The organism is Blochmannia endosymbiont of Camponotus sp. C-046 (assembly GCF_023585865.1).
Lineage (GTDB): Bacteria > Pseudomonadota > Gammaproteobacteria > Enterobacterales > Enterobacteriaceae > Blochmanniella.
Genome location: NZ_CP097752.1, coordinates 325,088 through 340,050 on the forward strand (window position 1 = coordinate 325,088; position 14,963 = coordinate 340,050).

The 14,963-nt window shown below is 30.9% G+C and carries 12 protein-coding genes; all 12 read right to left on the reverse strand.

The genetic code is table 11. From position 1 onward, the window contains the following. Positions 1–52 precede the first annotated feature (52 nt). The 12 genes from accA to uppS all read right to left on the reverse strand — a co-directional run bounded on the left by accA (position 53) and on the right by uppS (position 14,851). Positions 53–1,012 (reverse strand): acetyl-CoA carboxylase carboxyl transferase subunit alpha, encoded by a 960-nt coding sequence (accA, locus tag M9409_RS01335; protein WP_250227149.1) that lies wholly within the window; start codon positions 1,010–1,012, stop codon positions 53–55. A 27-nt stretch (positions 1,013–1,039) separates the two neighbouring features. Further along, positions 1,040–4,534, reverse strand: coding sequence for a DNA polymerase III subunit alpha (gene dnaE / locus M9409_RS01340; RefSeq protein WP_250227150.1), 3,495 nt, complete (start codon positions 4,532–4,534; stop codon positions 1,040–1,042). Positions 4,535–4,564: 30 nt separating this feature from the next. Further along, positions 4,565–5,182: a ribonuclease HII gene (rnhB, locus tag M9409_RS01345; RefSeq protein ID WP_420022207.1), complete on the reverse strand. Its 618-nt coding sequence runs from the start codon at positions 5,180–5,182 to the stop codon at positions 4,565–4,567. Positions 5,183–5,220: 38 nt separating this feature from the next. After that, positions 5,221–6,366 (reverse strand): lipid-A-disaccharide synthase, encoded by a 1,146-nt coding sequence (lpxB, locus tag M9409_RS01350; protein WP_250227152.1) that lies wholly within the window; start codon positions 6,364–6,366, stop codon positions 5,221–5,223. A gap of 19 nt (positions 6,367–6,385) precedes the next feature. After that, entirely contained in the window at positions 6,386–7,174 is a 789-nt protein-coding gene (gene lpxA / locus M9409_RS01355; protein WP_250227153.1) for an acyl-ACP--UDP-N-acetylglucosamine O-acyltransferase, read from the reverse strand. Between the two features lie 4 nt (positions 7,175–7,178). Further along, complete coding sequence (fabZ, locus tag M9409_RS01360) at positions 7,179–7,634, reverse strand: 3-hydroxyacyl-ACP dehydratase FabZ (protein ID WP_420022205.1); 456 nt, start codon at positions 7,632–7,634, stop codon at positions 7,179–7,181. A 102-nt stretch (positions 7,635–7,736) separates the two neighbouring features. Then, on the reverse strand, positions 7,737–8,768 hold the full coding sequence (gene lpxD / locus M9409_RS01365; RefSeq protein ID WP_250227154.1) for a UDP-3-O-(3-hydroxymyristoyl)glucosamine N-acyltransferase: 1,032 nt from the start codon (positions 8,766–8,768) through the stop codon (positions 7,737–7,739). A 3-nt stretch (positions 8,769–8,771) separates the two neighbouring features. After that, complete coding sequence (locus tag M9409_RS01370; RefSeq protein ID WP_250227155.1) at positions 8,772–9,272, reverse strand: OmpH family outer membrane protein; 501 nt, start codon at positions 9,270–9,272, stop codon at positions 8,772–8,774. A 79-nt stretch (positions 9,273–9,351) separates the two neighbouring features. Then, positions 9,352–11,775 (reverse strand): outer membrane protein assembly factor BamA, encoded by a 2,424-nt coding sequence (gene bamA, locus M9409_RS01375; RefSeq protein WP_250227156.1) that lies wholly within the window; start codon positions 11,773–11,775, stop codon positions 9,352–9,354. Between the two features lie 46 nt (positions 11,776–11,821). Continuing rightward, complete coding sequence (gene rseP / locus M9409_RS01380) at positions 11,822–13,195, reverse strand: sigma E protease regulator RseP (protein ID WP_250227157.1); 1,374 nt, start codon at positions 13,193–13,195, stop codon at positions 11,822–11,824. 35 nt (positions 13,196–13,230) lie between these two features. Further along, complete coding sequence (locus M9409_RS01385; RefSeq protein WP_250227158.1) at positions 13,231–14,079, reverse strand: phosphatidate cytidylyltransferase; 849 nt, start codon at positions 14,077–14,079, stop codon at positions 13,231–13,233. 19 nt (positions 14,080–14,098) lie between these two features. Further along, a complete protein-coding gene (gene uppS, locus M9409_RS01390) occupies positions 14,099–14,851 on the reverse strand; it encodes a polyprenyl diphosphate synthase (RefSeq protein ID WP_250227159.1) in 753 nt (250 codons plus the stop codon). Positions 14,852–14,963 lie beyond the last annotated feature (112 nt).

A 14,963-nucleotide genomic window follows, 5' to 3' on the forward strand; every position in this document is an offset into this window, starting at 1 on the left:
GATTTATACTATATATAAATATTTTAAAAAAGTAATATATTTTGACTTAAAATTAACAATATCCATAATGCATCAATCTGTGATATCGTCGATCTAACAATTTTTTTTCATCAAAAGAATCTAATTCGCTTAAATCTAATAATAATTGAGTTTTTAATGAAATAGATGTAGTTAATATGTCTCTATGTGCTCCTCCTAATGGTTCATAAATCACATTATCAATTAGATTTAGTTCTTTTAACCGATAAGAAGTAATACCCATTGCTTCGGCAGCTATAGGGGCTTTTTTTACGTTTTTCCATAAAATTGATGCACATCCTTCTGGAGAAATTACAGAATATGTACTATATTCTAACATATTAACTTTATCGCCAATGCTTATAGCTAAAGCTCCTCCGGAACCCCCTTCTCCGATGACGGTACATATAATCGGTATTTTTAATACTGACATTGTACGCAAATTTTTAGCGATTGCTGAAGATTGTCCGCGTTTTTCTGCTCCTACCCCAGGGTAGGCGCCTGGAGTGTCTATAAAAGTAATCAGTGGTATTTTGAATCGTTCTGCCATTTTCATTAGACGTAGTGCTTTTCGATACCCTTCTGGAGCAGGCATACCAAAATTTCGTTTAATTTTTTCTTTAGTGTCACGACCTTTTTGATGTCCAATAATCATAACTGGTCGGGAATTGAGTCTTGCTATGCCACCTACAATAGCTTTGTCGTCAGCGTATACTCGATCACCAGATAATTCGTCAAAATCATTAAATATACGCTCTATATAATCTAAAGTGTATGGGCGCTTAGGATGTCGTGCTAACTGAGCAATTTGCCAGGCATTTAAATTGGAAAATATTTTTTGGGTAAGTTCGATATTTTTAAAACGAAGACGATTAATTTCTTCATTAATATTTGTTTTTGATTTTTTATCTAAGTGTACTATCGATGTTAAAGAATTAATTTTTTCTTCTAAATCTAGGATAGGTTTTTCAAAATCAAGAAAATTTAAACCCATAAAATTCCTGTTATTATATATAAAAATTTAATGTAATTCTAATTTGATTTGTTTATCCCCAACAAGACTGCGTAGATTGGTCAATAACTGATCAGTCAGGGTAACATACCATTTTTTTCCACAATGTAATTTGATTTGAATGTCATTTTTTTGATAAAAAAAATATACTGGTAAAGTTCCAAGTCTATTTTTTTCTAAAAAAAAATGAATATTCGTTAATAATTGATTGTTCACTTCTTTATTATTTAAAGTGATAGATAAACTGCGTGCATGTTTTGTATAAATATCGTTAATATCTTCTAATTTCTGTGCAATTATTTTATAATAACCATGTATCTTATCAATACTAATTACTCCTGTAACAATCAATAAATTATTTTCCTTTAAACAATATTGATAGCTATGAATTAATTTTTCAAATATCATTATTTCTAATCGACCAGAATAATCTTCTAAAATAAAAAATACAACACGTTTTCCTCTTTTACTTAATTTTGTTCGAATTGATACAATCACACCAAAAATATGTATCATCTTATTATTATTTGTTTCTAGTATAACATCTTTTATAATAACAATATTAGGCATATAACTTTTTATTGTTTTCATGTATTGAACAGTAGGATGACTAGTTAAATATAGTCCAAGAGCTTCTTTTTCTTTTTCTAATAATAATTGACTGGACCATTGTGAGGCGTTGTAATTGCAATCAGCTGTTGTAACAGTGTTAGATATGTCCAAACGCATGTCGAATATATCTGTTTGTTTGCTATATTTATTTTTAATATGCTGATTAGCGCGTTTTAATACATCATTAAGTGATGCCACTAATTTTAAACGATGTATTCCAAACGAATCGCAGGCTCCAGAAAGAATTAATTTTTCAATCATACGATGATTTATTTTTGTACTATCGATGCGGATACAGAGGTCAAATAATTCTTTAAAATTACCATCCTTATTGCGAGATGTTATTATAGATTCTATAGAGGTTTTTCCTATTCCTTTTATAGCTCCAAATCCATAAACAATTTCTTTATGTTCGTTAACATAAAAATGATGTTGGCTAGTATTTATATTTGGAGGTAGAATTTTGAGATTCATTTTTTGACATTCACCTATTAGGTGAGATACTTTATTTAAATTGTCCATATCAGAACTTAATGCTGCCGCCATAAATTCAGAAGGATAGTGTGTTTTTAGCCATAACGTTTGATAAGATATTAATGCATATGCAGCAGAATGGGATTTATTAAAACCATAACCAGCGAATTTTTCTAAAAGATCAAAAATCTTCATTGATAATGTAGTATCGATGCCATTTTTTGTAGCGCCTAAATTAAAAAAAGAGCGTTGTTTAGCCATATCTTCTGGTTTTTTTTTACCGATAGCACGTCGTAGTATATCGGCTTGTCCAAGTGTATAACCTGCGAGCACTTGCGCTATTTGCATAACTTGTTCTTGATATAAAATAATTCCATAAGTTGATTCCAATACTGGACGTAAGGATTCGTGCTGCCATTTAGCATCAGGATAAGAAATAGTTTCATAACCGTGTTTTCTATTGATGAAGTTATCTACCATACCTGATTGTAACGGTCCTGGGCGAAATAAAGCAATCAATGCTATCAAATCTTCAAAACAATCTGGTTTTAAACGTTTAATTAATTCTTTTATACCACGTGATTCTAATTGAAAGATTGCTGTAGTTTTCGAAGATTGAAGTGTACGAAAGCTTTTTTGATCGTGTAATGATAGGGAGTGTATATCAATAATAGCAAGGTCATGTTTAAGGCGTGTGTTGTTAATCATTTTTAATGTATGTTTAATAATAGTTAATGTACGTAAACCAAGAAAATCAAATTTTATTAAACCAATACGTTCAATGTCATCTTTATCAAATTGGGTCATTGGATGAATGCTATCATTATCATAGTACAAGGGAGAAAAATCAGTAATTTTTATAGGTGCAATTACTACTCCTCCGGCATGTTTGCTTACATTTCTCACGATACCTTCTAATTGACGGGCCATATCAATTAGTGTTGTAATATCTTCGTCGTTTTCATAAAGTAGTTTAAGTTGAGGTTCGATAGAGATAGCTTTTTCTAATGTGATGCCTGGTTCTGATGGAATCAATTTAGCAATGTGATTGATCAACGTATAAGGATGACCTAGTGCACGTCCTACATCTCGGATCACTGCTTTGGCTGCCATAGTCCCAAACGTAATAATTTGAGACACAGCATCTGATCCATAAGTTTTAGAGACATGCTCAATTACTAAATCACGATGATCCATGCAAAAATCAATATCTAGATCGGGCATAGATATACGTTCTGGATTAAGAAAACGTTCAAACAGTAAATCGAATTGTAAAGGATCAAGTTCTGTAATTTTTAAGACATATGCTACTAGTGAACTGGTTCCAGAACCCCTTCCAGGACCAACTGGAATATCGTTATTTTTAGCCCATTTAATAAATTCCATAACGATTAGAAAATAACTAGGGAAATTCATACTATTGATTACTTGTAATTCATGTTGCAATCGCAAATCATATGGTATTCGTTTAATAAGGCGTTCTTTAGTCTTGGGAAACAACAAAATTAAGCGCTCTTCTAATCCTTTTTCTGCATATGTGGTAAGAAAATCTTGAGCAGATCTGCATCCAGTAGGAAATTGTGGTAAAAAAGATTTACCTAAATCGATGGTAATATTGCATTTGTACGCAATTTCTACACTATTTACCAAAGATTCCGGTATATCGGAAAATAATTTACACATTTCTTCTTCACTTTTCATAAATTGTTGTGAACTATATTTGCGTAATTGCTGAATATTATTTAATTGAGTACCAGCGTATATTGCTACTCGAATCTCATGCGCTAAAAAATCTTCTTCATTAATAAAACGTACATCGTTGGTAGCTACTACCGGTAGTCCCTTGACCATTGATAATTCTATAGCTAATTGTAAATAAAATTCTTCGTTTTGACGACCAGTACGTATTAATTCCAGATAATATCTATTTGGAAAATATTTTGAATAAAAATATAAACATTGTTCTATTTTTGATTTTTCATTTCTTAATAAATGTCTTCCGATCTCCCCGTTACACCCCCCAGAAAGTAGAATTAAACCTTTGTTATATTCTATGAGCCAATGGCGTTGAATTGTAAGAGCAATATTATTATGTTTATTTTTATATGCTTTGGAAATTAACATAATTAAATGATAATAACCTTGTTTATCAGTGGCCAAGCATGTTAATTTGCTCGGTTTGTTGCCAATGTTGACATCTTGTAGTAAAAAATCTGCTCCAATGATTGGTTTGATTCCTGATTTATAAGCAGAATCATAGAATTTAATAAATCCAAATAAATTGTTAAAATCAGTAAGAGCTAATGCGGGCATTTTAAGAGACGCTGCTTTTGCTATTAACTTATTTACTGTAGATAATCCATCAAACATGGAGTAATCGCTATGTACGTGCAAGTGAATAAAGCGTGGTTTTATCATAATTAAGAGGTCATAAATAATAATATATATCTAAATATCGAGTTGCCTATTAATATCACAAATTACATGTTTTACAGGAGCAAAGCTTTTTCTATGCTGTGATATAGGCCCGTATAGCGCTAATTGTTTTAAATGAAAATAGGTAGGATATCCTTTGTTTTGAGCAAATCTATATTTTGGATATTGCGCATCTAGTACGATCATATCTTGATCTCGAGTAACTTTAGCTACAATAGAAGCTGCGCTTATAACTGCTATTCGATCATCTCCTTTGATAAAACATTGATAAGGTATGCCTGTGAATTCTGGAGAATTATTTCCATCTATTAAAATCAAATCTGGCTTAATAGATAAATTGTGTACTGCTCGTTTCATTGCTAATAAACGAGCTTTCAAAATATTAAAACGATCAATTTCTATAGCATCAGCGCATCCGATACTCCAGGCTAATGTTTTTTCAATAATATTTTTATATAAATTAAGTCTTTTGTGTTTATTTAATGTTTTAGAATCAGCTAATCCAAAAATTGGTCGTATTGGATGCAATATTACTGCAGCAGCTATTACTGATCCGACTAATGATCCGCATCCTGATTCATCTACTCCCGCAATTAATTTAAATTTTTTGATAGATAATGTTTTTGATATTTCATGATTTTTTAATTGCTTGTTACATAACATTGTTGTCATTTGATTAACCTCAACACTGCGTGGGCTGCTTGTTCATCTGCTTTACATCTAATTCTATAATGTAACTGTCTAAATGTTTTTTTCAATACTATATGTTGATTATTATCATCATTTAATAAGTCAATTAATGTTTGTGCTAAATTTTCAGGACGACAGTTGTTTTGAATAAATTCTTTTACCAATTCACGATCTGCTAATAAATTAGGCAGTGATATCCAGGGAACATTTATAAAATGTTTGACTAACATAAATGTTAGGGGATGCATTCGATAAGCTACAACCATAGGACATTTGACTAACATACATTCTAAAGTTGCTGTGCCAGCGGTCACTAAAGAAACATCTGCTGCCATAATTATTTCCCATGCTGATTGGTTGTTGTTTAGAATACGATACTTAATTGATGTTGATACGACACTAATAAATTTTTTTACAGATGTTTGATTGTGTAATGGTACTAAAATTTCAAGATTAGGAAAATTATTTTTTAATAATTTAGCGCATAATAAAAAATCGTGAGCTAACATTTTAATTTCCCTAATTCTGCTGCCTGGTAATATTGCTAAACAACATACGTTACAGGGAATCCCTAATTTTTGACGAGCAAAGACTTTATTTGGATTCAAAGGTATTTGATCTGCTAATGTATGTCCAATAAATTGACATGGTATATTGAAGTGATCGTATATTTTTTTTTCAAAAGGAAAAGTAACTAAAATATTATCGGTGGCTTTTTTAAGCGCAAAAATACGTTTTTTCCTCCACGCCCATACTGATGGGCTAACATAATGGATCGTACGAATTCCATGTTTTTTCAAACGATTTTCTAAAGAAATATTAAAATCTGGAGAATCGATACCAATGAAAACATCAGGTTTTAAGTTAATAAATCTACGAGCTAAATTTCTACGAATGTGCAATAGTCGTGGTAATTTCAGAATAATTTCAGCGAAACCCATGACTGATAATTCTTCTATATTGTACCAAGATTTCATATGTTCAGATTGCATACAGGGGCCACCAATCCCAAAAAAACATACTTTTTTTAAGTATTTTTTTAATGCACGGATTAATCCTGCCCCTAAAATATCTCCAGAAGCTTCTCCTGCTACTATACCTATAATAATAGTACGATTATGCATAGACGATAGATTAACATTGTTAACGAATAATTCCCCTTTGAGAACGTATTAAAAAATCTACAAATTCATTGATGATCGGATGTTCTGCTGCTAATAGTTTTAAAGCTGTTTTAGCTGATTCAATAGTTTTATTGCTACGGTATAAAATTTTATAGGCATCTCGAATAGCGTGTACGGAGGAACGACTAAAACCTCGTCGTTTTAAACCTTCAATGTTTAATCCAAAAGGTGTTGCGTGATTTCCTTGGGCTATTATGAATGGTGGAATATCTTGGACTACACCAGAACATCCTCCAATCATAACATGTGTTCCAATAAGGCAAAACTGATGGATTGCGGTCATTCCTCCAATAATAGTGTGGTTATCTACTCTTACATGTCCTCCTAAGGTAACGTTGTTAGCCATGACACAATGATCCCCGATTATGCAATCATGAGCAATATGCACGTTAATCATAAATAAATTGCTATTTCCTATTTTGGTCACTTTTTTACCTTGTATAGTGCCACGATGAATGGTGACACTTTCTCTAATCTTATTGTCATGGCCAATTTCTATTCGTGTAGATTCTTTTGCGTATTTTAAATCTTGGTTCACTTCTCCAAGAGAAGCAAATTGATAGATTTGATTATTTTCTCCAATTTGAGTAATCCCGTTAATTACAATATGAGATTTCAACAAAGTTCGCGCCCCTATCTCAACTTGCGCTCCAATAAAACAAAATGGTCCGATATATACGTTGTTGTGTATTATAGCTCCTTCTTCTATTATAGAACTAGGATGTATAATGGCAGATTGATGAATCATCAGTTTAAATTTCCTTTCTACGAGCGCACATCATTGATGCTTCACAAGCCATTTCTTCGTTTACTGTAGCGATTCCTTTAAATCGTGCAATACCGCGTCTTTCTTTAATAAATTCTACATCGAGTATCATTTGGTCACCAGGTTGTACTGGACGCTTGAATCGAGCTGAGTCAATAGCAGCAAAATAATATAATTCTCCTGGAGCTAATTTACCTGTACTTTTGAAGGCTAAGATTCCTGTAGCTTGAGCCATAGCTTCTAAAATTAATACTCCAGGAAAAATGGGTTTTCCTGGAAAATGTCCTTGAAAAAATGGTTCATTAAAAGAAACATTTTTTACCGCTCTTAAAAATTTCCCTTTTTCAAAATTTAGTACACGATCAACTAATAAAAATGGAAATCGATGCGGCAAAAGCTCTAAAACTTCCTCAATATGCAAAACACAAGTATCAGTAATCAAGGTTTTTATTCCTGTTTAAGATAATAAGTCGTATTAATAACATTCATTTATCCTGTTCATCCTAACAGGGTAAAGAATAAACTGTCCTAGTTATCTTAAAATTTATAGGCACAGTATTTTTTTTAATTTTTGTTCTATAGTTTTTATACGTTTGTTTATATTACTAATCCGCATAATTAATGCGGCGGTTTTCCACCATACTGTATTTGGTTGCACAGGAATACCTGATGAGTAAATACCAGGTTGTGTTATCGCTTTAATCACCATTCCCATTCCGGTGATAGTGACTCTATCACAAATATTTATGTGTCCATTAATTACACTGGCTCCGCCTATCATGCAATATTGTCCAATAGTTAAACTCCCGGCCATGATAACACCGCCTGCTATTGCGGTGTGTGCGCCTATTTTGACATTATGTGCAATTTGGCACTGATTATCAATAATTACTCCGCTTTCAATTTTAGTATCATCTAATGTTCCTCGATCAATAGTAGTACAAGCACCTATTTCTACATTATTTCCAATTTTTACTGTTCCTAAATGAGGAATTTTGATCCACACGCCATGATCATTAATATACCCAAATCCATCAGAACCAATGATAGCTCCAGATTGTATTAAACAGAATTCACCAATTTCTACCTCATGATATATAGTGACATTAGCCCATAAACGTGTACCTGTCCCTATCTTTGTTTTTTGTCCTATGAAGCTACCAGGACCAATGATTACATCATCACCCAAAATTACTTCAGATTCTATAACCACATTAGCACCTATTCCTACTCTTTGACCTAATATTGCATCTGGAGCTATGATGGCTTCAGATGCAATATTCCTCGCTGGTTTCGGGCTATTATCCATCAATCGTGCTATTTTAACATATGCGATATATGGGTCTTCTACTACCAATGCAGCAACCTTACAAAAAATCAAGTTGTTTTTAGATAATATCACTGCTGAAGCGCGACAGGAGCTTAGTTGACTTAGAAATCGTTGATCTTTTAAAAAAGTAATATGTCCTATTTGTGCGTTATTTATAGAAGCAATGCCAGTAATAATAATATTTTTGTCTCCATATAATTTAGCGTCTAATTGCTGTGCTAAATCTGATAGCTTCATTTCGATCATAATTTATCCAACTTGTTTCATTACAGAATTAGTAATATCTGTAATGTGAACGCTGTGATATACTACAGCATTAGAGTCAATTACTATGTCATAATTTTCTTTTTTGGCAACATTTGATACTACATTGTGAATCATATTAAGAATTTTATCTCTTTCTTCTGTTTGACGCGAATGATTTTCTTGTTGAAATTCTTTAGCTTTGTTAGTGAAAATTTCACGTTGGTTTATTAATGATTTTTCTAGTTCATTACGTTCGATTGCTTTCATGGTGGTGCCATCTCGTTGTAATGTTTGTATTTTTATTTGTAAATCATGCTCCATCTTTTCTAATTCGGCAGCACGATCTTTAAATTCATATTCAAGTTGTTTAATGATTTTAGCGCGTTGTGAAGATTGTTGAAAAATATTAGAAATGTTAACTATTGCAATTTTGTCGGTAGCCTCAACAGAGTTAATTTGTGTTATCCAAATCATTATACTCAATATATATGTCCACTTTTTCACTGTAAACCTCTTAGTTTAATAAGATATGAAATTTATTATTTTGATAAGATATTTTTTATTAGTATATTATGTCTGAATGTTACCATGTTTTTCCGATACTAAATTGAAATGGTTCTTCTATATCTCCGGGATATTTTTTTATTAATTTTGAATAGGAAAAAATCATTGGCCCAATTGGAGATACCCACTTCAAAGATATACCACTAGATATGCGAATATTATTTGGAATGCTATAATCTACAATACCGGCTTTTTGTGTTGCTTCAGTATTCTTCCAAAAAGTATCCCATACAGTACCTGTGTCTAAGAACACAGAAATACGTGCAATATCAGAATGTTGCGCATGAAAATATATCATAGGAATGATTAGCTCAGTTTTGAAAAGAGTTATTGCATTTCCACCAACAGCATCTTGAGATTTTTTTATTGCACATGTAGCATAGTTTTGTCTAGAATCGTTGCAATGATAATAAGCAGCTTTTGGACCTATACTATTTAGTCTAAATCCACGTATTGTTTCAATACCTCCGGCATAGAAGTTATCATAAAAAGGATTTTCTTTTTTATGTATACCGCCAGCATAACCAGTGTATATCGAATTCATCGTTATCCAATTAGATTGTCGATATAAAGGTATATAACTATTACTATTAATTATTATTTTATAATATTGATTATTAGACCCAGGTAGTGTCAATGTACTTGATATATTGGCACGTACACCATATGTAGGGAAATAAGCATGATTTGAATTATCAAAAGTCCATCCTGAAGTTAATAAAAAATCATTTGTATGAAAATTGATAGTATTATCTACAATTTTACTGTTAATTGATATTTTTGGATGAATATTTGTAGATTTTAGATAACGCCATATTGCTACTTGAGGGGCTATTTTACTTAAATAATTAGATACATGATTTAATCCTATATTAAACGTATTGTATTTAACGATCGGGTATGAGCAATTAATATTAATACCACAATTTTTCAAATTATAATCTGAAAAACTTGTATTGTTAGTGTTTAAATCATTATAAAATATTTTACCGCCTATACTAATGTTATTAACGCCATAGTAAGGTTTTAAAGATGATATTTCAGTATAAGTTTGATAATGATTTTTAGTGCTAGCAACAGCTATAGAATTTCCTGAACCTAACACATTTTCTTGATACATTCCAAATTGCAAATTTATACCACTTTCTGTTCCAAATCCGACGCTCAGATTTAAATGACCAGTATTATGTTCTTCAATTTTATAAATAACATCGATTTGGTTTAAAGTATTTGGTACATATTCAATGCGAGTATTGACAGTTTTAAAATAACAAAGACGTTTAAGTCGGGTTTGGTCTTGAATAATACGATTATAATCTAATTGTATTTGTTCTGTTTGACGTATTTCTCTTCGAATGACTTCATCTTTAGTAATATTATTACCTTCCAAGCGTACTTCACGTACATAAAAACAATGGCCTACATCGACGTATACATATAATTTTATTGTTTTATTGTTGTCATTTATGTCAGGTTTTATTGATAAGATAGGTTGCATGTAACCATGTTTGCTTAACATATATCGTATGTTCCGTTCTATTTCTTGAATTCTATTGTTACTATATAATTCTCTAGGATAAATGTTTATGTATTTTTTAATATTAGGAAAATAATCTAATATATTTCCATGTAACTCTACAGAATCAAATGAATATTGCACGCCTTCATTGATATATAAAGAAAGATAAACATATTTTTTATTTGGTGTAAAATCAATTTGCGTCTCATCAATATGAAATTTAGCATAGCCATGGTTTAAGTAAAAATTACGTAATTTATCTAAGTCATGGAATAATTTTTGTTCTTGATATTGTTGATTAGATAGTATAGGTCTCCATTTAATTTTTCTATACAATTTAAATTGTGATAATAATTTTTTTGTATGGAATGCATGATTACCAAAAATGTTGATTTGTTGTATTTTAGCGGTTTTACCTTCTGTAAACATTATTTTCAAATTAACACGATTTCTTGATAGAGGGATGACTATTATTTTAGTTGTAGCTGAAAATTTACCAAAGTTATGATACAGATTATTCAACTCTTGTTTTAATTCAAAAATAGAGCATTCGTTAAATGGTTCACCTGATTGTATTTTTTTTATATTTAATGTTTTTTTTATTATATCTTCTGTAATTATTTTGTTTCCTTGAAAACTAATATTATCAATGACTGGGCGTTCTTTGACCTGGATTATAACAATTCCATTTTCATTATGAGAAATTATGACTTCTTCAAAGTATCCTGTAGAAAATAACACTTTAATACTATTAGCAATATCTTCATCATTAATAATGGATCCAATTTTTAAAGGTAAACTAAATAATGCCGTATCTAATGAAATTCTTTTTAATCCATTAAAAAGAATTTTGTTTATAATTGTATCATCGCTGTGTGCTGCATGACTAATGATCAATAAGAATGCTATAAATATTTTTTTCATTGATTGTTATTTATTTTAATCTTTTTGGGTTAAATTTTTTTATTTATTACCATAATCTAGATATGTCGTTGAAAATCGCTAAGCACATCATTAAAGTAAGTATAATAGATCCAATGATATAACCAAAACTTTGTGTTTTTTTTGATATTGATTTTCCTTTTATTTTTTCTATTACGAAAAAAAATAAATGTCCTCCATCTAGTGTTGGAAAAGGTAGTAAATTAATAATACCTAAATTAATGCTAATTAAAGATAAAAACATGAGATAGTAAATTGCTCCAGATTGAGCTGATGCACCTGCTCCTTGTGCTATTGCGATTGGACCGCTGAGGTGGGTCATCTTAATATCTCCAGTAATTAATTTAAATAATGTATTAGTCGTTAGGCATATCAATTTCCATGTTTTTTCACAAGCTTCCAGTATAGCTAGATGCAATCCATATTGATGAATTATATGATGTTTTGATGGGATACAAATGATTTGAGGAGAAACACCTATAGCTCCTTCTGTTTTTTCAGAGGAAATCAGATTTTTTTTATCTGGTGTTAAGCTGAAGTTGAGTACTTTATTGTTCCGTTCTACCATAATTTTAAAAGTTTTTCCTGGGTTATTTTTGATGATTGTTATGAATGACTCCCAATTATGTATTAATTGATCGTCGAGTGAGATTATTTTGTCTCCAACTTTTAAACCAGCTCGTTGTGCAGCAGAATCAGATTGTATTTCTGATAATATCAATGATACATGTGTATTAAAAGGAAGAATACCTAATGTTATTATAGGATCTTTGTTATTAATAGATTTATTGAACCAATTATGAGATAAATGAATGGTGTAGGTTTGAATATGCGTATTATTTATTGGTGTTACAGAAATGATAATTTCTTTCTTGCCTATGGTGTTAAGAATCTCTAAACGTACTGCATCCCAATCATGAGTCGGAATATTGTTAATTGATTTAATTTCTACACCAGATGGTATGTTTGATTGATCAACAATGGAATTAGGTATAACAGAATGGATTATTGGTTTATAAATAGGCACACCTATCATAAAAACTAATACATATAACACAATAGAAAAAAGAAAATTAAAGATGGGTCCTGAAATCACAATAATAATTTTTTTCCAAATATGTTTGCATTCAAATGAATTATTACATTCTGCATTGCAAGATGTTATTGTTTGTTGAGTGTTAAACAATTTAACGTATCCACCAAAAAGAATAGCAGAAATTACATATTCGGTATCATTTGCATCTCTCCAACTCCATAAAATAGGACCGAATCCTATAGAAAAGCGCTCTACTTTTACCTTCAAAAAACGTGCTGCTACAAAATGTCCGTATTCATGGACTGTGATAAGAATACTCAATGCAAGAATAAATGTAGTTAAATTCCATAAAAAATGTAATATCATGATGTTGATGAATTCTCTATTTTTTAATAAGGATATTAATATAAATTTAATAATATTAGGTAAACGAAAATAGGCACTGCGGCAACTAAGCTATCTATCCGATCTAACATCCCTCCATGTCCAGGGATCAAATTTCCGCTATCTTTAATACCAGATGCTCTTTTAAACATGCTTTCAGTTAAATCTCCTATTATAGAAGCTATAATTGTAATTATAGAATAAATAAATATAAGAGATGGGTTTATTATCTTTATTGGCATATATTTACTGAATAACCATGATATCCCTGTTGAAATTAATATGCCGCCAATAAATCCTTCCCAAGTTTTTTTAGGAGATACAGTTTGTAATAATCTGCGCTTTCCTAATGTTTTACCGATGATATATGCGCTTACATCATTAATCCAAATTAATATTACAACATACAGTAAACACCATGTTCCGATGATTCTATCGTCGATATGATGAAATTGACGTAACGTCAATATCCCCCAAAAAAATGGTAATATTGTTAATATCCCGAACAAAAAACGAAGTATATTAGATTTTTTCCAGAAAATAGCAGAATCAGGATAAGATAATATTAATAAAAAAGCTAGTATCCACCATGCTATACTAATGCTACTGAAAATATACCAAAAAATATACCAATTATTGAAGTATAAAAAGCTTTGAGTTGTTACAATTAATAATAATCCAAATATAACGCATATCCACATTCGGTGTATACAATCGGAAAAACGCATCATTTTTCCCCATTCCCATGCACTAATTAAGCAAATAATAGATACAACAATCAAGAATTGTATAATAGGCAACAGGAATATCATACAAATGGTGATAGGAATCAGGATAGATGCGCTAATTAAACGAGTTTTAAACACAATTTTCTCCTTGTTGAAATTAAGTAGATACGCTATTTCCGAATCGGCGCTCTCGTTTCATAAAAGTATTTAATGCTCTTTTAAATATGATATTATTAAAATCAGGCCATAGTACATCTGTAAAAAATAATTCAGCGTATGCTATTTGCCAAAGTAAAAAATTACTAATACGATGCTCGCCTCCTGTTCGAATCACCAAATCTACTGGAGCTAACTCATTCATACAAATACACTTACACAGAGCATCCTCGTCAATTTGATTAGGAGTTAATATTCCTTGCTGCACTTGTGTGGCAAGTTGTTTTACGCCTTGGATAATATCCCATCGTCCTCCATAATTTGCAGCAATATTAAGTGTAAGCCCACTATTATTGGAAGTTAATTGTTCAGAACGGTGTATGTTTTTTTGTAATTCAACAGAAAATCGATTAATATCTCCGATGATTCTTAGTTTGATATTGTTCTTATGTAAAACATCTATTTCATTGTTTAAAGCATGAGAAAACAATTGCATCAAAGAATCAATTTCTTTATCAGGACGTTTCCAGTTTTCACTGCTAAATGCATATAGAGTTAATGCATCGAATCTGTGATTAACAGCGAAATGAACAGCACGCCGGACTGCATTGAATCCAGCTTGATGCCCAACAATACGTAATTTTCCTCGTGTTCTTGCCCAACGCCCATTACCATCCATGATGATAGCAACATGGCGTGGTAGTAAATTGGATGAAAAAGTGCTAAGATCTTGATTATGTTGAGATAATATCACACTTATTTATTTTCCAAATTAAATACCTTGTATTAAGTAAAAAGTATTTATTCTATAATAATTAATATTATAATTACAGATTAATGAAGTTACTTATAATTTTTATGATATA